Source organism: Mariniflexile litorale (genome assembly GCF_031128465.2).
Lineage (GTDB): Bacteria > Bacteroidota > Bacteroidia > Flavobacteriales > Flavobacteriaceae > Mariniflexile > Mariniflexile litorale.
Window position 1 is genome coordinate 1,679,613 of record NZ_CP155618.1, and the last position, 23,162, is coordinate 1,702,774.

Here is a 23,162-nt window from a genome sequence, read left to right on the forward strand (position 1 = left end):
GACTTAGTTTTTTGTTATAGGATATATGTGTTTACCAAGTAAACAGGTATTTGAATTTAAAAAGGCCTCGGTATAGTTTTTTGCAATAACACAAGCCTCTTCTAGTGGAAGATTATGCATTATATTACTCGCTAAAGCGGAAGATAAAACACAACCGCTTCCATGTTTTTCTGAAACTTTTTCTGCTTTTGGAGGTATGTTAACCATAACGATTCCACTATGATACAATTCATCCCAACCTTTTTTTTCTGTTCTATGTCCACCTTTCAAATAGATGTTCGTTAAACTACAAATGTGTTCAATGGTTTCTTCTGTATTTTTTTCAGGGTATAATAGTTGAATTTCATCATAATTAGGTGTAATAATGAAACATTGTGTCCATATTTTATCCAATATATATTGATTTTCAGCGGTATGGAAATCAAAACCAGCCGTTGCTTTTATAATAGGATCTAAAATTATTTTCACTTCAGAATTTAATACATGTAATTTATCTAACACTAATGATAAAACTTTCCAAGATTGAATGATGCCAATTTTAACGATTGAAATTTCAAATCGTTCAAAAAGCGTTTCAATTTGAGACAAGATAATTTTGGCAGATATCCATTCACAATGTTTAAAATGGATGTCATTTTGAACAGTTACAGCGGTACAAACTGATACACCATATAAACCATGCGCTTCAAATGTTTTAATATCTGAAGTGATTCCGGCACCACCTGAAGGGTCGTGACCTGCAATAGTTAATATGTATTTGTTATTATTCAAAATGACTTTTCATTTTTTTAAATTCTTCAATCGGATTTTTATTATTCCAAATCCCTCCTAAAACACCCACACCATTATAGCCTAATTTATTAAATTCAGAAATATTTTCAGAGGTAACACCGCCCATACCAATAATGGTTTTATTGATATGATTCACATCAAAACCCCTCCCTTCGTAACCTCCCTTTGAAATAGATGAAAATACGGGGCTTAGTAAATGGTAATCAAATTCGAAATAACAATTTTTTAAGTCTTCGGGTTCATGAAATGAAGAACTAATAGTCTTACCAAACATGTTGAGGTTTTTAAAATATTGCCCAGGATTATCTATGTGATCTATCCGCTTTTTTTCTTGAAAATGAATTCCTTTTAAGTTGAATTCGTTTATTAATTCATGAAAGTTATGCACGACGATTCTGTTATGATATTGCGTATTTATTTGATTTAAATAATCAAGATGTGCCTCGTAGTTTTTATGTGGCTTCCTTAAATGATAATATTCTAAACCTTCTTGAAATAACTGATGTAGTATTTCAATTTCATTTGGGACATCATTTTCGGGTGCTATGAGAACAATCATACACAATTAACAATTTAGGAATTAACAATTAGCAATGTACATAGATTTGACTTATTGTTCTTTGCACATTGCCAATTGAATTTTTATTAAAGATATACTTCAGAGCCTTTTTCTTTAAATTCCTTAGATTTTTCGTCCATGCCTTTTTGGATGACTTCATTGTCTACAATATCATTTTGAGCAGCAAAATCACGAACTTCTTGAGAGATTTTCATGGAACAGAATTTTGGTCCGCACATAGAACAGAAGTGTGCTACTTTCGCGCCATCAGCAGGTAATGTTTCATCATGATATTCCAAGGCACGCTCAGGATCTAAACCTAAGTTAAATTGATCTTGCCAACGGAATTCAAAACGCGCCATACTTAAGGCATTATCTCGGTGTTGAGAACCGGGATGTCCTTTAGCTAAATCGGCCGCATGTGCCGCTAATTTATAGGTTACTACACCAACACGAACATCTTCTTTATTAGGCAACCCTAAATGTTCTTTTGGGGTAACGTAGCATAACATGGCACAGCCATACCAACCAATCATGGCAGCACCAATACCAGAGGTAATATGGTCATAACCTGGAGCAATATCAGTGGTTAAGGGGCCTAAGGTGTAGAAAGGCGCTTCATCACAAACTTCAATTTGTCTTTCCATGTTTTCTTTAATCATATGCATAGGTACGTGACCAGGACCTTCTATAAAACATTGAACTTCGTGCTTACGAGCAATTTGTGTCAATTCGCCTAATGTTTCTAATTCAGCAAATTGAGCTTCATCATTCGCATCGGCAACAGAACCTGGACGTAAACCATCTCCTAATGAAAAAGCCACATCGTATTGTTTTAAGATATCACAAATATCTTCGAAATGAGTATATAAAAAACTTTCTTTATGATGTGCCAAACACCATTTAGCCATAATGGAACCGCCTCGAGAAACGATTCCTGTAACACGTTTTGCCGTCATAGGTACATAACGTAATAAGACGCCGGCGTGAATGGTAAAATAATCTACCCCTTGTTCTGCTTGTTCAATTAAAGTATCACGAAAAATTTCCCAAGTTAAATCTTCAGCAACACCATTAACTTTTTCCAAAGCTTGGTATATAGGCACCGTTCCTACTGGTACTGGAGAGTTACGTACAATCCATTCGCGCGTTTCGTGAATGTTTTCTCCTGTAGATAAATCCATGATGTTATCGGCTCCCCAACGACACGCCCAAACGGCTTTTTCTACTTCCTCTTCAATAGAAGATGTTACGGCTGAATTACCAATATTGGCATTTATTTTCACCAAGAAGTTCCTACCTAAAATCATAGGTTCTGCTTCAGGATGGTTTATGTTTGAGGGGATTACGGCACGACCTCTTGCGACTTCTGAACGTACAAATTCAGGTGTGATTTTATTTGGAATAGAAGCACCAAAGTGTTCGCCTTTATGTTGCTTTCTAATTTCAGTCATTTCATCTATTCGCTGATTTTCACGAATAGCTATATATTCCATTTCTGGTGTAATAATGCCTTTTTTAGCATAGTGTAACTGGGTTACATTGTGCCCTTTTTTAGCACGTAAAGGCTTCTTTAATAAAGAAAAACGCATGTGATCCAAACTCTTGTCGTTTAAACGCTCATTACAGTATTCAGAAGAAAATGCATCTAATTGCTCCACATCACCACGATTTAAAATCCATGGCTCTCTAATTCTTTCAATACCTGCATGAATGTTGATTTCTTTATTTGGATCCGTATAAGGTCCTGAAGTATCATAAACAGTTACAGGTTCGTTGGGCGTTTTCTTTTTCGTCATCGAATCAGTCGTGTCGCTTAAAGAAATTTCACGCATAGCCACTTTAATTTGTGGGTGAATTTTTCCTTCTACATAAATCTTTTTTGAATTTGGAAACGGTTGTCTGCTGATGCCGTCTTGTTTTGGTGCTGTGTCTTTGTTTTTCATTTTTTTCCTTGTGAGTGTGAAACGCTGCGTTTTATACTAAAGAGTTTTTATTGTTTATCTATCCACCTTGTGTAGCTTGAATAATTAATACATTATCGTCGTGATTTAGTGTGACAGTTTCCCATTGCGATTGTGAAATAATGTTCGCATTAATAGCAACAGCAATGCCTTTAATAGGTGAGTTTACTTGCTGTAGTAATTGTAAAATATTGAGGTCGTTATCAATATTTAAGCTGCGTTCGTTTAAGTGAATAGTTATCATTTACAATAATTTTAATATTGTAAACCATAGATAGGTGTGGAAAAATCTTTGAAAAAAGACAACTTCAAGAAAAGAAGTGTTTTTATGAAAAGGTTGCTAGTACATATTACAATGTGCTATTCAACTTTTCCCTTCGTTGGTACTAACCAAATCAGGTTCAAAGGGTATGTCTCAGTTCTAATTTTTTTAGAACACCCCTAAAGTTTACATAGCGAATGTATTAAAAAAAATAGAGCTAACACAAAAATTTTAGTAGCATTTGAAAATTTGGATGTAAAAAAAGCTTCTTAGTTAATTAAGAAGCCTTTTTAATACTACAAAATGTAACACCAAGTTTTACATTTTATTATTTTTCTTTTCAATATCTGCCATCATATTTGTTGGATCTATTTCTACACTTTTAACTGTTTTTTTAGTTGTAAACGTATAGGTAGGATATGCCCAAGCCCAATCTTTTATTAAAGTAGCTTTGGTTGGTTTTTCACCACGCATCATTTGTAATGGGATGTAAAAATCTTCGGTTTTACCATCGGTGTAGGTAACGGTAACATCTATAGGCATGGGCATTAAACCGATGCGCTCTAAAGTAATGTTATTGCCTTCAATGTTTTTTATGCCATAATCAATAGTATTGGTGGTTTGTGCAAAATCAGTTAAATACCAATCGAGTTCTAAACCTGATACTTTTTCGGCAGTGCGGATGATATCGTTGGGTGTGGGGTGCTTGAAAGCAAAATCGATAAAATATTTTTTAATGGTTTGTTTTAAATTCTCATCACCTATAACATAGCCTAATTGAGCTAAAAAGACTTCGCCTTTACTGTATGCCGAGGCACCATATGTACCGTTAAAGTTGTATCGATCGGCATGTGTGGTAAGAGGTTGCTCTTTACCAGATTTTGCTAAGGCTATGTATGATCTGTAAGCACTTTCGGTAGGGTTTGTTTTATCATCATTCATAATTTCGTTCATAGCTAAGTCACTTATATAACTAGTAAATCCTTCGTCCATCCACTCATGTTTTGATTCGTTGGTGGCTAATAAAAATTGAAACCAAGTATGTGCTAATTCGTGTGCTGTTACGCCTACTAAACTACCGTAGCGTCTTTCTCCTGTTATTAAAGTACACATAGCATATTCCATACCACCATCTCCTCCTTGAATTACAGAATATTGATTGTATGGATAGTTTCCTATTTGTTCACTAAAAAACTGCATCAATTCAACTGTTTTAGGTTGCATTTTTTTCCAATTATTTATTTGTTCTTCAGAAAGTGTGTTTTTATAGAAAAAATGAAGCATGGGGCCGTTAGGTACTTGCATGCTATCGTGAATATAATTAGGATCGGCAGCCCATGCAAAATCGTGAACTTTTGGCGCAACAAAATGCCATGTTAGTTTATCGGTATTTGGACGGTTAATGGACCCCGTTTCGTAACCATAACCAATGTTGTTAGGGTTTTGTAAGTAGCCAGTACCTCCAATAATGTAGTTTTTGTCGATGCTAATTTTTACATCAAAATCGCCCCAAACACCATGAAATTCACGACCAATATATGGGTCGGCATGCCAACCTTCAAAATCGTATTCTGCTAATTTTGGATACCATTGTGTCATTGATAATGCCACACCTTCTTTGTTGTTTCTACCTGAACGACGTATTTGTAAAGGTACTTGACCATCAAAATCCATATCGAAAGTGACACTTTCCCCTGGTTGTATAGGTTTTGCTAAATTGACTTCCAAAACAGTACCAACGGTTTCGTATTTTAAATTTGTATCATTTTGTTTTAATGAGTTTACTTTTATATATCCAATTTCATTAGATTTTAATTTGCTTATTCTATCTCCAACTCTACCATCTGGATCTGCAATAGTTTGAGAGCGCACATCCATTTCACTACCTGGTTGAAAGGCGTTGAAATATAAATGATAGTACACGCGGTTTAAAACATCCGGTGAGTTATTAGTATAAACCAAAGTTTGTTTTCCTTTGTATCGAAAGGTATTTACATCCATATCGATAACCATTTTATAATCGACGTGCTGTTGCCAGTAACTTGAAGTTGTTGTGTTTTGAGGTGTTTCAGTTACCGTAACAGATTGCGCACTATTACAAGACCAGAATACTGAAACACAAAGTATAGAAATAATGATTCGTTTCATTTGTTTTGTTTTATAAACTGTTTGAAAATAATAAAAAAAATAGATTCTGAAATTATTTCAGAATCTATTTTCAAATATGGTTATAATTTTAAGAAACTAAAATATTTTTTTAAAGATTACATCGACATTTTAGCAGCCATAATTAAAGCGTTATAAGCATTTACAATTCTTCCAGATTTAGATAAATCGGTAAAAGGTTTTACATTATTAGTATCACCCCCAACTACTACTTTTGTTTGGATGGCTAAGCCTGAATTCATAATAATTTGTTTCACTTGGGCTGCAGATAATTTTGGATAATATGAACGTATTAGTGCCGCAACACCAGCAACGGCTGGGGCTGCCATAGAAGTGCCTCCTTTAGTATCGTATTCGTTTTGGGGTGTTGTAGAATAGATTTTAGCACCTGGAGCAAACACATCGACGTTTTGTTTACCATAGTTAGAAAAACCAGCAACTATATTTGAACCATATTTTGGTTCTAGAGCACCCACTCTAATATAAGAATTAGATACTTCTTTACCATTTATATTATCGTCTGGGAAATTATTAGCTACATCTACATTTTCACTATCGTTTCCTGCAGCATGTACAAATACTACATCTTTGTCGCTTGCATATTTAATGGCGTCACGTACCCAATCGCTATGGGGTGAAAAACTTTTTCCGAAGCTACCATTAATTACGGTTGCCCCATTATCCACTGCATAACGAATGGCTAAAGCAACGTCTTTATCATATTCATCTCCATTTGGAACCGTTCTAATACTCATTATTTTCACATTATTAGCAACCCCATTTGCGCCTTTGCCGTTGTTACGTTCTGCAGCAATAATACCTGCGACGTGTGTACCATGACTTTCGCTTTTCTTTATAGGTTTTACATTACCATTACCGTAAAATTTAGAGTTTAGGTCTTCTGAATCGTCACCAGTTACACGTCCTTTAAAGGTTTTGTTTAAGTTATAATTTAAGCGGTCGTTAAAATTTTCTAAACCTTCAGTTAGCTCTTTTTTCGCATCGGCTAAAGAATCCATACCATTACCATACATATACTTTGCGATTTGTATTGATTTGTTTAACTCGACATCTTCGGTTTTTATCGCATTAACTTCAGCTTTGGTGTAATCTTTTTTACCTAAATGTTTGATTAATACTTCGTCTGCAGCATTAATTTGCTGTAATATTTGTTCATAATTGGTTTTAAGCCCTAAATATTTTTGATATTCTTTATCGTAAAGAGCTTCAGCTTTGGCGTAGTCTGGGTTGGTAGTATCTCCAGCAGCTAGAATGCGTACGTATTCTAGTTGCTCGTTATAGCCATCGCCTAAAAAATTCCATCCATGTACATCGTCTATATAACCATTATTATCATCGTCTTTTCCATTATTTGGAATTTCATCTTTATTGGTCCAAATCACATCATTTAAATCTTCATGATCTATGTCTATACCCGAGTCTATTATGGCAACAATTACTGTATTACCTTTTCTGTTTTTAATAAGTTCAGTATAGGCTTTATCAACACTCATGCCTGGAATAGTATCTTTTACTAAATCTAAATGTCCCCAGTTGTGTTTTTCATTTTCAGTTAATTCTGAAACTTTTAAAGGTGAATTATCAATATTTTCAAGAGGGGTAGAAATAATATTAGTAGTTCCTCCACAACCAGAGAATAATACGGCAATGGCAGCCGATAGCATTAGTGTTTTAATTGTTTTCATTTATTTGTATTTGAATTAGTCACTTTTTCATTGGAATATGTCTTGCGACGTAAAGGTGTCTTCTAACCGGACTCCTTTTTCGGTTTTGGTTACAGTAATAATTTCGTGATGGGCATCATGTTCTAAAAATAAATAATAATTATGGGATGCAGCTATATTAAGAAATTTTTCTTTTTCGTCGAGGGTTAAAAGAGGTCTTGTATCATAACCCATGACATAGGGTAATGGTAAATGCCCCGCGGTTGGTAATAAATCAGCCATAAAGGCGATAGTTTTATCTTTGTATTTGATAAGGGGAATCATTTGTTTATCGGTATGTCCATTTGCAAAAAAGAGATCAAAACCGAGTTCAGAATTTTTAAGTATGTCACCGGTTGGGATGGAGGTAAATTTAAGCTGCCCACATTCCTGCATGGGTAAAATATTTTCTTTCAAAAAAGAAGCTTTTTCACGATTATTGGGTTGTGTTGCCCATTGCCAATGGTCTTCATTACTCCAAAAATGGGCATTTTTAAAGGCAGATTCGTAACCAGTTTTATCATGATTCCACTGGATACTACCGCCGCAATGGTCAAAATGTAAGTGTGTTAAAAAGACATCGGTAATATCATCACGATGAAAACCATGTTTTTTAAGAGATCTATCTAATGTGTGATTTCCCCAAAGATGATAATACCCATAAAACTTGCTCGATTGTTTAGTACCCATCCCCGTATCAATTAAAATAAGCCGGTTGCCTTCTTCAAGAAGCAAACAACGGGCCGCAAGATCAATCATGTTATTGGCATCGGCAGGATTCGTTTTTTGCCATAAGGATTTTGGGACAACGCCAAACATGGCGCCACCATCGAGTTTAAAGTTTCCAGATTCTATTGGATATAATTGCATGAGGGTGCTTCTATAAAAAATGTCTTGCAAATTACTAAAAAGGTAATTGATAAGTTGAAAATCATTAATTTTAATAGATTTTTTAACATTTGAATAAAATACTTTAAATAAACATTCTTTTGAAACCTTTAAAAATTCAATTAGATTTATAAAAATAATTTATAAAATGTCAATAAAACACATTATCGAAACGCCATTAAAAATTAAAAAAATGAACCTATTGCGGTTTGGGCGTGATTTTAAACCTGATGAACAGATTATTTTAAGAGATTATCTTGCTATTGAGCGAACACGATTGGCAAACGAACGCACGCTACTTTCATACATTCGATCTTCACTTTATTTACTATTGGGGGGGATTGCTTTTTTTCAGCTTGAAATCTTTCCAAATTTCCAATATTTAGCTTTTGTATCGCTTTTTTTTAGCGCCCTTTTTTTTGTAATAGGAATCTATCGATTTACACTTCTTAAGAAAAGTTTAAAAAGGCTTTATTACATGGCTGAAACGAAAGAAGATAATTAATTTGATGATTTTATTTTGTATCATTTAATCAGGTGTTTTACTTTTCCATTGATACAACTTCTTTTAAACGTTTTCCAAAATCAAAGAGTGCTTTTATTTCTTTTACACTAGCTAAACGTTCTTTTCCAAAAACAAGGAGACCTTCACCATTAGATTCTACGTGGTAGTAGGGATTACTTTCAAAAAAGTGAGTGATTTCATCTGTGAAAAAACGCGTTATTTCAGCTTCATTATCACCTAATAAATAAAATCTTTTAGAGAAATCGCTGTGATTTTGAATAGGAATGTCTTTAAACCCAGCAAAGGCATACACTTTTTCTAAAAATCCTTCACGATCCAAAGTAAATTCGGGAATAGATTCTTTTAAATCAATATGCAGCATGGTGGCTCTAATTACTTCTTTAGCAATAAATTCACCTTCAGAAAACTCGATATCGAACAGTGAAATACCCTTCTTTTTATAAGTTAAAACATTGTAAATATGATCGATGGTTTTTGTGTTGAAAAACAGGAAGTTAGTTAAAAAATCGGTGTTGTTTTGATTTTTAGGATGGTAGCTTAGCGTATAATCGCTTGCTAAACTTTCCATACTTGTTTGACGGCGTGTTAAATTGTTTTTAATAATTTTTGGGACGGGAAGTAATCGTCTTAAGGCAAACGGATGTATGGAGTCTGTATCATGCATATCTAAACCAACCACATCAAAATGACCGCCACGTTTTTTAAATAATTCCTGATAACGACTTATATTTTCCATGACTGTATCATCAACAAAATTACACAATGAAAAATCGACAATGACATCTTGATTTTCTGGCACAGCATCCAGTTTGTCTTTCAGTTTATAATAATTTAAAAAGCTGCAAAAGTGTTTAACACTTACATAATAATTATTTTGCCCTTCACTTTCGTGATACATTAAAACATTAGGTTTTAATACATTTCTAGCAAATAACGACACCGTTTTATTCAGTACAATATGGATAATTAATGTGGTAATTACACCTGCTAAAATACCCGTTATTAAGCCTACTTTAAGGGTCACTAAAAGAGTTACAAAAAAGATGATAAGCTGCTCTTTTCCTATAAAAAATATTTTTCTTATGACGTTGGGAGACGCCAATTTGTAACCAGTAAATACCAAGATAGCCATAAGTGCGGTTAGTGGGATTCTGGTTAATTGGGTGCTAAACAATACAATGAATAATATCAAAAAAGTAGCGTGAAAAAAGTTTGAAGAACGATTGCTGGCTCCATTATTAACATTAACCGAGCTTCTAGCAATAACGGTAACCACATTAAGCCCTCCTAAAAAACCACTTACTACAGTGGCCAAACCTAAAGCTTTTAAATCTTTATTTACATTCGACCGTCTTTTTTCGGTGTCGAGTTTATCCACTGCTTTAATACTTAATAGTGATTCTATACTTGCTATAAGGGTGATAGCAAATACACTACCCCAAAAAGGAAGGTTACCAACACGTGAAAAGTTTGGTAAATGAATGTCCTCTATAATGGTTTGAATGGTTGGAATTCCAGAAATCATGTATTTTTTAGCAATAGGATTTTCTTCATGCAGAACCAATTCAAAATAATAACTAAAGCCAATAGATAAAATAACAATCCACATAGGGGCGGGAATAAGTTGCAAATACTTATTTCTTACTTTAGAATAAAACATCATAATAGCTAAACCTAAAACACCCGCCAAAGCGGCGTAAATAAGTCCTTCATTTTTATAGTGTAGAGCATCATTTATTGTTACTGGAATCTCAAAAAGATAATCGAGCGTATCGTCACGTTTTATTTTATGGGCAAACATGATATGAAACTGTTTTCCAAGAATAATAAGCCCAATGGCAGCAAGCATGCCTTGGATGGCAGAAGACGGAAAAAAATCGGATAATTTACCCATTCTAAAAAATCCTAGAAGCAATATTAATAAACCCGAGCAAATTATGGCAGCATAAGCACTTTCCAATCCCAATGTTGTAATGGCTACTAAAAGGACACCAACCATGCCGTTTCCTGGGCCTGTAATGGTTACGTGACTTCCACCAAAAAGAGACACGATAACACCGCCAACAACGGCTGTTATAATACCTGAAATTGCAGGAGCATCACTAGCCATAGCCAAGCCTAAGCCTAAAGGCAAAGCAATAAGACTTACTACAAAACCAGAAAATATGTTTTTGGGTATGGATCTAAAAAAATCTTTTAAGTTCTTTTTTTTAGGGCTCATTGAAGGATTAATACATCGGTTGGTAATTCGGTTAAAATATGTTCGATATCATGTGGAAATAAACGATCCCAAAACGTCATTTTGCTTGGAGCATTCATAACTAATAAATCGGCACGAGAAATTTGTGCATAATGACCAATAGAGTAGCCTTGTTTACCAAAAATGGGCTGTGTTTTAATAACAATTTTTTCAGTATATTCTTTAGGGATATCTTTGATAATATCTTTGATTCTAGAGTTTTCTCTAAGCGTAATACGCTCTTTTACAATATTGGCGCGACGTAATGATATGTCGTCATCCACTTTTATTTTAATTTGTTCTTGTTTAATTTCTTCTACCACAGTAATTTTTTCAGCTTGTAGTTTTTTAGCAACATAAAAAGCTGATGCGATGGTTTGCTCCGTTTTAGGATCTTTTAAGCCATTCACTACAATGTGTTGGCAACGCACTCGTTCTACAGAAGGCTTTATTAGCAATAAGATGGAACACTTCGCTTTTCGCGTTATTTTTCTAGCAATGGATCCAACATAATATTTGAAAAAACGCTCACGTTGAACCGCTCCTAAAATTAATAAATCTATATTGTGGGTTTCGGTCGCATTTAAAATAACATCTACAGGATTTCCAGTTTTAAAAACAACTTCAAAGTCTAATTGGTCTTTTTTAAATGGTGCTAAAATAATTTTAAGAGCTTTTATTTTGTCTTCAGAAGGGTTTCCAACATGAATTAAAAACAATTTTGAATCGAGAAAAAGTGAAAGTCTAGCAGCTTCAAAAAGGTTCGCTTTTAAGTTGGGTGAAAACGCCACACCAATTCCAATACTTTTAAAAAGTTTTAAAGACACTCCTTTATAATTTATTTTCTTAGACTTGAAAGATAACATTTTTTAAAAAAATGAAAGAATTATAAAAAAAATAGAAGAAAAAAGCACTGGGTAAACCGTATTTACACGTATATTTTCAATAAGAGTAGGAAATACACTGTTTTTATTTAAATTAGACTTTTTTAACGAATAGGAGTTTATGATAGAATTAGCAGGAATTATAATTTTAGGGATTTTAGCTCAATGGTTTGCTTGGAAGTTTAAAATCCCAGCCATTTTACCATTAATTTTAATTGGCTTATTAGTAGGTCCTGTTTCAGAATTTATTTCGGAAGATGGCACTAAGTGGATTGAACCCATTTGGAATGGGAGTGAAGGTCTTTTTCCAGGAGAAAGCTTGTTTTATTTTGTGTCTTTAGCTATTAGTATTATTTTATTTGAAGGAGGTTTAACCTTACGATTAAGCGAGATTAAAAACGTGGGACCTATTATTTCTAAACTAATTACTTTAGGGTCGTTGGTTACATTTTTTGGTGCTGCTGTTTCAGCACATTATATTTTTCATTTAAGCTGGGAAATATCTTATTTGTTTTCAGCTTTAATAATCGTAACAGGACCAACAGTAATTACACCTATTTTAAGAAACATTCCCTTAAAAAAGGATGTGTCGGCAGTATTAAAGTGGGAAGGAATCTTAATAGACCCCATTGGGGCCTTAGTAGCGGTCCTTGTTTTTGAGTTTATAAGTGTTGACGGTGGAGGAGCTTTTACTAAAACGGCCTTAATAGAGTTTGGTAAAATTGTATTATTCGGCTCTACCTTCGGGTTTACGTTTGCTCATGCCTTAAATTTTTCCATAAACAAAAAGTTGATTCCCCATTATTTACTAAATGTATTCGCGTTGGCTACTGTTTTGGGTGTTTTTGTTTTGTCGGATGTTTTTGCACACGAGTCAGGTTTATTGGCAGTGGTTGTTATGGGAATGGTACTTGGAAACTCAAAATCACCTTATTTAAAAGAACTTCTTTATTTTAAAGAGTCGTTAAGTGTTTTATTAATATCTATTTTATTTATTTTATTAGCTGCCAATATTAATATTGAGGATCTTTTATTGGTTTACAATTGGAACTCGGTTGTACTATTCTCAGTTGTTGTGTTTTTAATTCGACCTCTGGGTGTATTTATTAGTACCTATAAATCAGCTTTAAAGTTTAATGAAAAGCTTTTTATAAGTTGGGTTGGTCCTAGAGGAATTGTAGCAGCTGGTATTGCCTCTTTATTTGGTTTAAAACTTTCTAAGAACGGTATTATTGATGCGGAATATATTACACCGCTTGTATTTATGATTGTGTTGGGTACTGTTTTACTAAATGCCACCACCGCAAGACCGTTTGCTAAATTAATAGGTGTTTTTTTAAAGCGGTCTGAGGGTATTTTAATTGTAGGTGCGTCGCATTTTTCGAGACTTATAGCGCAATATTTAGAAGAAAATGGAAGGCATGTGGTTTTAATTGATAGCAATCAAACTAATATAAAATTAGCACAAAAAGCAGGTCTTGAGGCTATAGATACCGATATTTATTCTGATACTCTAGCAGATAATATAGAGCTTAATGATGTGGGATTTTTAATGGCGATGACGGGAAGTGCTGATATTAACCAATATGCTATTAATAAATTTTCTAGTCAGTTTGGTGAAAGTGGTACTTTTCGATTGATTAGTTTTGAAGAAATGAAAAATTCAGATAAAAGTCCTAAAGAAGGTTTGTTCTCGCTTACAGATGGTTATTTTTCACTTACCGAAGTTGCTAGAAATTATCCTAAAATTCATGAAATTGAATTGAACGATCGAGAACATTATGAAGAATTGATTGAAATTTCAAATAACGATGCTGAGATCATTCCTTTGTTAATAAAAGACAAAGAAGGAGTTTTAGAAATCATTTCCTCTCAGAGCACGGCTGTAGAAAAAATAGAAAAAGGCTACCAATTAGTATATCTTGGAAAGCCTTTTTCTAGTAAAATTAAACGAGACATTTAAAGTGTTTATGCTATAACATGAAGTTCTGTAAATTCTTTACTAACTACAATAGTATTGTCGCCATTAAGTTTTACATCTTCAAATAAAACCTCTTCATTATCAATTTGAATTTTAGAGATATTAAATGGTAACCCGTGGAATTTAATTTTTAGTGTATCGTAAGGAGTTATATATTTACCAGATTTAAACTGTTGAATAATTACGGTATTCTTTTTACCAACTAGTTTTAAGTCTCTTAAACTGTATCTGCCTTTGATGTAATCATAACCATCTTGGGCGTCTTCAAAAACTTGTGATGTTTCTTCTCCTGTTTTATAATAAACATCTAATATAAGTTCTTCAAGTGGTTTTTCACCAACATATTGTTGAATGGGGTATTTTGGTATAATGGCACCTTCTTTAACAAATATGGGCATACTATCTAAATCGGCATCTACCCAAAGTTCTTGACCACCTTCAAAAACTTCATCGTTCCAAAAACTATACCAATTACCAACAGGGAAATACATGCGCCTTCCTTTCGCATTTGGTTCAGTAACAGGACAAGCTAATATTTTTTCACCAAAAATAAACTCATCGTTTCTATAATGGGTATGTGTATCCGTTTGGTCGAATAAAACAAGTGATTTTAAAATGGGAACTCCTTCATTAGCATATCTCCAAAAAGCAGTATATAAATAAGGTAATAGTTGATATCTAATCTCTATAAATTTTCTAACAATGTTAGTTATATTCGATCCAAAAGCCCAAGGTTCTTGATCGCCATGGTCGCCAGAAGAGTGTGTTCTACAAAACGGATGGAATATACCTAATTGAATCCAACGGGCGTATAATTCGCCATTAGGTTGTTCGGCAAATCCGCCAATATCAGAACCTATAAAGGAAAACCCAGACATACACATACGTTGTGCTTGAATGTTTGCTATAGTTAAGTGTTCCCAACTAGCAACATTATCTCCTGTCCAGCTAGAGGTATAGCGTTGTGTGCCAGAGTACGCTGCTCTTGTAATAACGAAAGGTCTTTTTGGATATGCAAATTTTTTAAGACCTTGATAGGTGGCTCTGGCCATTTGCATTCCATAAACGTTATGTGCTTTTCTATGACTGCATTGGTTTCCATCATAATCGTGTCTTACATCGTTAGGGAAAGTTTTTCCAGGTACATCCATAACGGCTGGTTCATTCATATCATTCCATACGCCTTTAACACCTATATCTTCCACAAGTTCTTTGAATAAATTAGACCACCATTCACGCACTTCGGGGTTGGTAAAGTCTGGAAAATAACACTCTCCAGGCCATACTTTGCCTTTCATGTAGGGACCATCGGCACGTTTACAGAAATAATCTTTTTCCATACCTTCTTGGTACACCGAATAGTCTTTATCGATTTTAATTCCTGGATCGATAATTACAATGGTTTTAAAACCATCATCCGCCAATTCCTTTACCATTCTTTTTGGATCTGGGAAGTATTCTTTATTCCAAGTGAAGCATCTAAAGCCTTCCATATAGTCAATATCCAAATAAATAGCATCACATGGTATTTGTAGTTCTCTAAATTTGCTTGTTACTTCTTTTACTTTAGATTCTGGGTAATAACTCCATTTGCATTGATGGTATCCTAAAGTCCACAAAGCAGGTAATTCATGAGGTTTTCCTGTTAAATCGGTGTAAATAGAAACAACGTCTGCCATTTGAGGACCATAAATGAAGTAATAGTTCATTTCGCCACCTTGTGCCCAGAAACTAGTGATATTTCTTCGTTCATTACAAAAGTCAAAAAAGGTTCGGAAAGTGTTGTCAAAAAAGATTCCGTAGGATTTTTTGTGATGTAAGCCTGTATAAAATGGAATCGCTTTATATATGGGATCTGTATTTTTTCCGTATGCGTAAGAATCTGTTACCCAGTTTTCGAAACGTTTGCCTTTAAGATTGTTGTCAACGGGTTTATCACCTAAACCAAAATAACTTTCGCTTTCTTGTGCTGTTTTAGACATTTTAACAATATCGCCACCAAACTCATAGCTTTCTTCCCAGTGAAAACCTAATTCGTCTTCACAAATTAGCGTTTTATCTTTGGCATCGTAAAGCGCAACTCGCATATCAATTTTAGCAACCTGGCAAATGAGTTTTGATGTGGTAATAATATATTTATCGGGGTCTTCCGTTATTTCCAGAAAATTGTATCCTCTACTAGCATATTTAGTAATAGCATATGAAAAATCTTTATCAAAAACGCCAGTTGTTGTATATCGAAATCTTAAAACGCTATCGCGTTGTACAGTTATTTGTAATACCACATTATTTGCCGAAGTAAACGATAGGGTATCTAGATTTTTTTTGTAAGAAATTATATTTGATGGAAATAGGTTTCCCTTGTATTCTAATTCGGTATTTAATATCATATATGAATGCTAAAATTAATTAAGCCAAAATACTAAATTCTAAGTATGTTAAGGGCTCGTTTTTACTAAAAAACAGCTTGAAATATTATATAAAATGCAATATTTCAAGCTGTTAATTTAAGATACCTCATTTTTTGCTATTTAAATTTAAAAATAGTTACAGCCAAAGGGGGTAAGGTAATTTCTGCGGAATATTCTTTACCATTCCAAGCGTCTTTTATAATAGATATTTCTTTTTTGTTTGAAACATTACTGCCTCCAAACTCTTTAGCGTCGCTATTAAAAATTTCCATAAGTTTTCCTTTTGCAGGCACACCAATTTTGTATTTCTCTCTTATTGTGGGTAACATGTTGCAAACGACTATAACATTATCTTTTTCGATTTTGCCTTTTCTTATGTATGAGATCACACAATTTTCATGATCGTCGTAACTAATCCATTCAAAACCTTCACCCGAAAACCCTTTTTCAAATAGAGCAGGAGTTGATTTGTATAGCCCATTTAATGCTTTGTAATATTGCTGAAAGCTTTTGTGAGGTTCAAATTCTAATAGATTCCAATCTAAGCTTTCTTGAAAATTCCATTCGTTATACTGCCCAAATTCGCTACCCATAAATACTAATTTGGTGCCCGGGTGTGTAAACATATATCCAAATAAAAGACGAAGATTTGCAAAACGTTGCCATTCATCACCAGGCATTCTGCCTAATATGGAGTTTTTGCCGTACACCACTTCGTCATGCGAAAGCGGTAACATAAAATTCTCTGAAAACACATAGGCTAAACTAAAGGTAATATCATTTTGATGGTATTTTCTATAAATAGGGTCCTTACTGAAGTATTCCAATGTATCGTGCATCCAACCCATCATCCACTTCATCCCAAAGCCTAAACCACCTAAAAACACAGGTTTTGAAACGCCTGGAAATGCGGTAGACTCTTCTGCAATAGTTTGTGTGTCTGGAAATGACGCATATATTTCTTGGTTTAATTCTTTAAGAAATTCTATGGCCGCCAAATTTTCTCTACCACCGTAAATGTTTGGTTCCCATTCGCCATCTTCTCTAGAATAGTCTAAAAATAACATAGAAGCAACAGCGTCAACACGTAAGGCATCGGCATGATACTGTTCCATCCAAAATGCGGCATTACTTATTAAAAAGGATTTTACTTCGTTTCTTTCGTAATTAAAAATCAAGCTTTTCCAATCTTGATGGTAGCCTTTTCGTTTATCAGGGTGTTCATATAAACAAGAACCATCAAAAAATCCTAAGCCATGAGCATCTTCTGGAAAGTGAGAGGGTACCCAATCTAGAATAATGCCTATGTCGTTTTGGTGTAATTTATCAACTAAATACTTAAATTCTTCAGGATAACCAAAACGCGATGTGGGTGCAAAATAACCAGTAAGTTGGTACCCCCAAGAAGGGTCGTATGGATATTCCATGATAGGCATAAGTTCTACATGAGTAAAATTCATGTCTTTCACATAGGTAACTAAATCGTCTGCCAATTCATAATATGATAAAAAACGGTCTTCTTCTATATGACGTTTCCAAGATCCTAAATGCACTTCGTAAACCGAATAGGGTGCATCTAAAGCGTTGTTTTTTTTACGCTTTTTCATCCAATTGGCATCTTTCCATTTGTATGTATCGTCCCAAATAATGGAAGCGGTTTTTGGAGGATGTTCACAACGACGTGCGTAAGGATCTGCTTTTTCAGTTTTTATACCGTTGTTGTTACTCTCAATTTTGTATTTGTATATATTACCTTTACCCACTAGCGGTATAAAGCCTTCCCAAATACCACTGCTATCCCAACGAACATTTAATTGGTGTTCGCCTTCCGTCCAGTAATTAAAATCGCCAATAACAGAAACTTGTTTAGCACTTGGAGCCCAAACAGCAAAGTAAGTGCCTTCAATGCCATCAACAGTTGTAACATGGGATCCAAATTTTTGATAAAGCCTATAGTGTTTACCTGCTTTAAAAAGGTTAATATCGAAGTCTGTAAATAGACTATAAACTTTTACTTGTGCCATATTATATTACGAATCCATTAGGAATAGTTGCGCCATTTTTAATTACCACAATGCCATCTCTAATAACATAGGTTTCTGTTTCGGTATTTTCTAAGTGTGCCCCGCCATTTATTCTAACATCATCTCCAATGCGACAGTTTTTATCGAGAATGGCATTTTTAATAAAGCATCTTTCTCCAATTCCCATTAATATTTTTATTTTCTTTTCTTGTATTTCAAGTAATGTTTCATAATAATCGCTGCCCATCATATAGGTTTTTATTACTGTAGATTCTTTACCAATTCGAGACCGAATGCCAATGACTGATTTCTCAATTTTAGCAGCACTTATAATACAGCCTTCGGCAATAACTGTTTTTTCTAATGTGGTGCCTGCTAGTTTTGTTGTAGGCAACATACGTGCGTGTGTATAAATACGTTTTGTATTATTGTACAAATCAAACTGAGGAATATCATCTGTTAAGCCAATGTTAGCCTCAAAAAAGGAATCTATATTACCAATGTCGGTCCAATAGCCCTCGTATTGGTAACTAAGTGTTTTATGTTTTTCAATAGATTGTGGAATAATTTCTTTACCAAAATCAATAGTAGATTGGTCGTTCATTAACTCTATTAAAAGATTTCTATTAAATATGTATATACCCATGGAAGCTAAATAATTCCGTCCTTCGTGTTTCATCTCGTCACTAACCTCAGAAGTCCAGTCGGGTAATAAACTAGCATCAGGTTTCTCTATAAAAGATGTTACAATACTTTCATTATTAGATTTTAATATACCAAAAGAGGTGGCATCTTTTGCATTTACTGGAATGGTGGCAATTGAAATTTCAGCATTACTTTCCTCATGAGCAGCTATCATTTTATCGTAATCCATTTGATATAATTGGTCGCCTGAAAGTATTAAGGCATAATCAAATTCATGCCTTAAAAAATGATGCATACTTTGTCGAACAGCATCCGCAGTTCCTTGAAACCAACCTTTATTCTCTGGTGTTTGTTCTGCCGCAAGTACATCAACAAATGCACTACTAAAAAAACTAAAATGATAAGTATCTTTAATATGACGATTTAAGGATGCTGAATTAAATTGAGTTAATACAAACATGCGTTTAATATCAGCATTAATACAATTGGAAATTGGAATATCTACTAATCTATATTTTCCTGCTATAGGTACTGCTGGTTTAGATCTTTTTTCAGTTAGAGGGTGTAGTCTAGAGCCTTGACCGCCACCTAATATGATGGCTAGAACCTTGTTATTAATCATAATTAATTAATTAGTTTATGGAGTTATATAATTTTATGTATTCTTTTGCTGAAACATGCCACGAATGGTCTATTTCCATGATATTGTTTCGTATTCTTTTGTATTCTGTTTGATTCTTATAAAGCGTAATACCTCGGTTAATGGCATTAGTAATTTCTAAAACGGTTACATTTTCATGACAAATACCAAATCCGTTTTCTTTAGAAATATCAACAACCGTATCTTTTAAGCCCCCAATGCTTCTTACAATAGGAATAGTACCATATCTTAGAGCGTACATTTGATTTAAACCACAAGGTTCTACCCGAGAAGGCATGAGTAAAAAATCGGCGCCAGCATACATAATATGCGATAGTTTTTCGTCGTAGCCTATAAAAGCGTTGTATGTACCAATATAGTCATTTTTTAGGTTTTTTAACGCTTCTTCTACGAACGAATTTCCTGAACCTAGTAATAATATGTTTAAATTATTTTTTTCGAGAGCAATTTGAAATACATCGGGAAATAAATCGGATCCTTTTTCATCAACCAATCTGCCTATAAAAGCAAAAAGAGGTTTTTCAGCATCTAGATTAAAAGTATCGCACAGGTATTTTTTATTGGCTTCTGCACCCGCATTAACTGTTTTGATATTGTAATTTTCTATAATATAATGGTCTGTTTCTGGGTTCCAAACATCTGTATCTATACCGTTTAATATGCCCGAACATTTGGCGCTTTCAGCACTTAATAAGCTTTCCAAACCATTAGCAGCTAATTTTAATTCTTCCATATAACTAGGAGACACTGTAGTAATATGCCATGCACATTTTATGGCAGCGGCTAATGGATTTATGCTTCCTCCCCAATCTAACAAACCCACATGATTAAAATCAAAAGGAGGAATTAAACCTACTTTTAAATGGGGAAACCAGCCTTGATATTGCGCATTATGAATGGTTAATATGTTAGGTATTTTTCTAAACGCTTCATATTTATAACTTTCTTGAAGCATAAAAGGAATTAACCCCGTATGGTGGTCGTGGCAGTGTATGATGTCTGGATGTTTTCCCCAGGTTAGCATCCAATCGAGAATTGCAATTTGAAAGGCTAAAAAACGTTCGGTATCATCTGATGAATAGACATAGTTTTTAAACAATAAATCGGGGACGTCAATAAAAAAAACATCAAAGTCTAATGGGTTTTCTTTTAATGTTAAAACGTTAAAATCCACAAGGGTATTTCCTAAAGAAATTTGGTTACTGTAAATAGTTGTAAATACATGTTCTTGAGTAAACGTATTGTTATAAAAAGGCATGATAACTTGCGAAGATACATTAGAGTTGTTTAGATACTTTGGTAAAGCTCCTACAACATCGGCAAGTCCTCCTACTTTCGCAACCGGGTAGCATTCTGCACTTATGTGAATAATTGTCATTAATATTTTGCTTTGTCTATAAACTTACAAAAATATTATGCAACATTTTTTGGGAAATTTATTTTTGTAGAAATTATTGAGTATTGCATATTAATTACAACAATCCATAATAAATTTTAATTTAAAGCTTGAAATACTAGCAATCATGCAATTAAATTTTGCGATTTGTTAGTATTTCAAGTTTAACAGGTTGAGGTTTTTATAAAAACCTTGTAGAAACAAGTTGTTTTTTAATCGTTCAATTTTAAAACAGCCATAAATGCTTCTTGAGGAATTTCTACATTACCAACTTGACGCATTCGTTTCTTTCCTTTTTTCTGTTTTTCCAAAAGTTTACGTTTACGAGAAATATCACCACCGTAACATTTGGCTGTCACATCTTTACGAAGCGCTTTAATGGTTTCACGAGAAATGATTTTTGCTCCAATGGCAGCTTGAATTGGAATATCGAATTGTTGACGTGGAATTAACTCTCTTAATTTTTCGCACATTTTTTTACCTATATTTTGAGCATTATCAGCATGAATTAAAGCTGAAAGCGCATCAACAGGTTGTGCATTTAATAAAATATCTAAACGAACTAGCTTGGATGTTTTCATACCAATAGGATGATAATCAAACGATGCATAGCCTTTTGAAACAGTTTTTAAACGATCGTAAAAATCAAATACAATTTCGGCTAAGGGCATTTCAAATGTTAACTCAACGCGTTCTGTTGTTAAATAGGTTTGATTGGTTACAATACCTCTTTTTTCAATACATAAAGACATCACGTTACCAATAAAATCAGATTTAGTAATGATAGTCGCTTTTATATAAGGCTCTTCAACACGATTCACGGTTGAAGGGTCTGGTAAGTCTGATGGGTTATTTACAATAAATGCTTCGTTAGGGTTTTTGTTTGTAAATGCATGGTAAGAAACATTGGGCACCGTTGTAATTACGGTCATATCAAACTCACGTTCTAAACGTTCTTGGATAATTTCCATATGAAGCATGCCTAAGAAACCACAACGGAAACCAAAACCTAATGCAGCCGAACTTTCAGGAAGAAACACTAAAGATGCATCGTTTAATTGCAATTTTTCCATGGAACTACGGAGTTCTTCGTAATCTTCGGTATCAACAGGGTAAATACCTGCAAATACCATGGGTTTTACATCTTCAAAACCTTCAACAATATTGGTTGTAGGATTTGCAAAATCGGTAATGGTATCGCCTACTTTTACTTCTTTAGCCGTTTTTATTCCTGTAATTAAATAGCCAACATCACCTGTTTTAACACTTTGTTTTGCAACTTGGGTTAATTTTAAGGTACCAACCTCATCGGCATAATATTCTTTTTCGGTTGCAACAAATTTTATTTTCTGACCTTTTTTTATTTCTCCGTTAAAAACTCTAAAATATGTTTCAATTCCTCTAAAGGTGTTGTAAACAGAATCAAAAATTAAAGCTTGTAATGGTGCATTTGGGTCTCCTTTTGGTGCTGGAACACGCTCTATAATAGCAGCTAAGATATTTTCGATTCCTAAGCCAGTTTTTCCGCTGGCGTGAATAACTTCCTCTGGTTTACAACCTAATAAATCGACAATATCGTCGGTTACTTCTTCTGGGTTAGCACTTGGTAAATCGACTTTATTAAGAACTGGAATAATTTCTAAATCGTTTTCTAAAGCTAAATATAAATTAGAAATGGTTTGTGCTTGTATGCTTTGTGCTGCATCAACAATAAGTAATGCGCCTTCACATGCAGCAATAGACCGAGATACTTCATAAGAAAAATCGACGTGACCAGGAGTATCTATAAGATTTAAAACATATTTCTCGCCTTTGTAGGTATAATCCATTTGGATGGCGTGCGACTTGATGGTAATACCACGTTCGCGTTCCAAGTCCATACTATCAAGTAATTGGTTTTGTTTTTCACGTTCGGTTACTGTTCCAGTAAAATCCAACAAACGGTCTGCAAGTGTACTCTTACCGTGATCTATATGTGCAATTATGCAAAAGTTTCTAATATTCTTCATAAAGGAATTTGTATCCTAATTTAATTTGCAA

General features: G+C 34.0%; 16 protein-coding genes and 1 riboswitch. Of the genes, 2 read left to right on the plus strand and 14 right to left on the minus strand.

Translation table 11 applies throughout. The annotated features are described in order from the left end of the window. Window positions 1-3: 3 nt before the first annotated feature. From QLS71_RS07110 to QLS71_RS07140, 7 genes are all read right to left on the minus strand, one after another. A complete protein-coding gene (locus tag QLS71_RS07110; protein WP_308991725.1) occupies window positions 4-771 on the minus strand; it encodes a hydroxymethylpyrimidine/phosphomethylpyrimidine kinase in 768 nt (255 codons plus the stop codon). Beyond that, window positions 764-1,351, minus strand: coding sequence for a thiamine phosphate synthase (locus QLS71_RS07115; RefSeq protein ID WP_308991724.1), 588 nt, complete (start codon window positions 1,349-1,351; stop codon window positions 764-766). Before QLS71_RS07115 ends, QLS71_RS07110 begins: the two co-directional genes overlap by 8 nt. An 86-nt stretch (window positions 1,352-1,437) precedes the next feature. Next, the gene (gene thiC / locus QLS71_RS07120) at window positions 1,438-3,297 is read right to left on the minus strand and encodes a phosphomethylpyrimidine synthase ThiC (RefSeq protein ID WP_308991723.1); all 1,860 of its coding nucleotides are present in this window, start codon (window positions 3,295-3,297) and stop codon (window positions 1,438-1,440) included. Between the two features lie 58 nt (window positions 3,298-3,355). After that, entirely contained in the window at window positions 3,356-3,559 is a 204-nt protein-coding gene (gene thiS, locus QLS71_RS07125) for a sulfur carrier protein ThiS (protein WP_308991722.1), read from the minus strand. Window positions 3,560-3,670: 111 nt separating this feature from the next. Then, window positions 3,671-3,768, minus strand: a riboswitch (TPP riboswitch). A gap of 127 nt (window positions 3,769-3,895) precedes the next feature. Then, complete coding sequence (locus QLS71_RS07130) at window positions 3,896-5,725, minus strand: M1 family metallopeptidase (protein ID WP_308991721.1); 1,830 nt, start codon at window positions 5,723-5,725, stop codon at window positions 3,896-3,898. 116 nt (window positions 5,726-5,841) lie between these two features. Beyond that, entirely contained in the window at window positions 5,842-7,449 is a 1,608-nt protein-coding gene (locus tag QLS71_RS07135; RefSeq protein ID WP_308991720.1) for a S8 family peptidase, read from the minus strand. Window positions 7,450-7,476: 27 nt separating this feature from the next. Further along, window positions 7,477-8,337, minus strand: a complete 861-nt coding sequence (locus QLS71_RS07140) for an MBL fold metallo-hydrolase (RefSeq protein WP_308991719.1) — start codon at window positions 8,335-8,337, stop codon at window positions 7,477-7,479. A gap of 166 nt (window positions 8,338-8,503) precedes the next feature. Between QLS71_RS07140 and QLS71_RS07145 the strand changes: the two genes are divergently transcribed. Next, on the plus strand, window positions 8,504-8,860 hold the full coding sequence (locus QLS71_RS07145) for a DUF202 domain-containing protein (RefSeq protein ID WP_308991718.1): 357 nt from the start codon (window positions 8,504-8,506) through the stop codon (window positions 8,858-8,860). Between the two features lie 37 nt (window positions 8,861-8,897). Here QLS71_RS07145 and QLS71_RS07150 read toward each other — a convergent pair whose 3' ends face one another. Both QLS71_RS07150 and QLS71_RS07155 read right to left on the minus strand, forming a co-directional pair. After that, window positions 8,898-11,102 (minus strand): SulP family inorganic anion transporter, encoded by a 2,205-nt coding sequence (locus tag QLS71_RS07150; RefSeq protein WP_308991717.1) that lies wholly within the window; start codon window positions 11,100-11,102, stop codon window positions 8,898-8,900. After that, on the minus strand, window positions 11,099-11,986 hold the full coding sequence (locus QLS71_RS07155; protein ID WP_308991716.1) for a universal stress protein: 888 nt from the start codon (window positions 11,984-11,986) through the stop codon (window positions 11,099-11,101). Before QLS71_RS07155 ends, QLS71_RS07150 begins: the two co-directional genes overlap by 4 nt. Window positions 11,987-12,125: 139 nt before the next feature. Here QLS71_RS07155 and QLS71_RS07160 point away from each other — a divergent pair, with 139 nt between their 5' ends. Continuing rightward, a complete protein-coding gene (locus QLS71_RS07160; RefSeq protein WP_308991715.1) occupies window positions 12,126-13,967 on the plus strand; it encodes a sodium:proton antiporter in 1,842 nt (613 codons plus the stop codon). Window positions 13,968-13,972: 5 nt separating this feature from the next. Here the strand turns inward: QLS71_RS07160 and QLS71_RS07165 are convergent, their stop codons facing one another. The 5 genes from QLS71_RS07165 to lepA all read right to left on the minus strand — a co-directional run bounded on the left by QLS71_RS07165 (window position 13,973) and on the right by lepA (window position 23,131). Continuing rightward, entirely contained in the window at window positions 13,973-16,375 is a 2,403-nt protein-coding gene (locus QLS71_RS07165; RefSeq protein ID WP_308991714.1) for a glycoside hydrolase family 31 protein, read from the minus strand. Window positions 16,376-16,512: 137 nt separating this feature from the next. Beyond that, complete coding sequence (gene glgB / locus QLS71_RS07170; RefSeq protein ID WP_308991713.1) at window positions 16,513-18,420, minus strand: 1,4-alpha-glucan branching protein GlgB; 1,908 nt, start codon at window positions 18,418-18,420, stop codon at window positions 16,513-16,515. A 1-nt stretch (window position 18,421) separates the two neighbouring features. After that, window positions 18,422-19,687 carry a glucose-1-phosphate adenylyltransferase gene (locus QLS71_RS07175; protein WP_308991712.1) on the minus strand — a complete coding sequence of 422 codons (1,266 nt, stop codon included), beginning with the start codon at window positions 19,685-19,687 and terminating at the stop codon, window positions 18,422-18,424. A gap of 10 nt (window positions 19,688-19,697) precedes the next feature. Further along, window positions 19,698-21,104, minus strand: coding sequence for a glycogen/starch synthase (locus tag QLS71_RS07180; RefSeq protein WP_308991711.1), 1,407 nt, complete (start codon window positions 21,102-21,104; stop codon window positions 19,698-19,700). 230 nt (window positions 21,105-21,334) lie between these two features. Further along, window positions 21,335-23,131 (minus strand): translation elongation factor 4, encoded by a 1,797-nt coding sequence (gene lepA / locus QLS71_RS07185; RefSeq protein WP_308991710.1) that lies wholly within the window; start codon window positions 23,129-23,131, stop codon window positions 21,335-21,337. Window positions 23,132-23,162 lie beyond the last annotated feature (31 nt).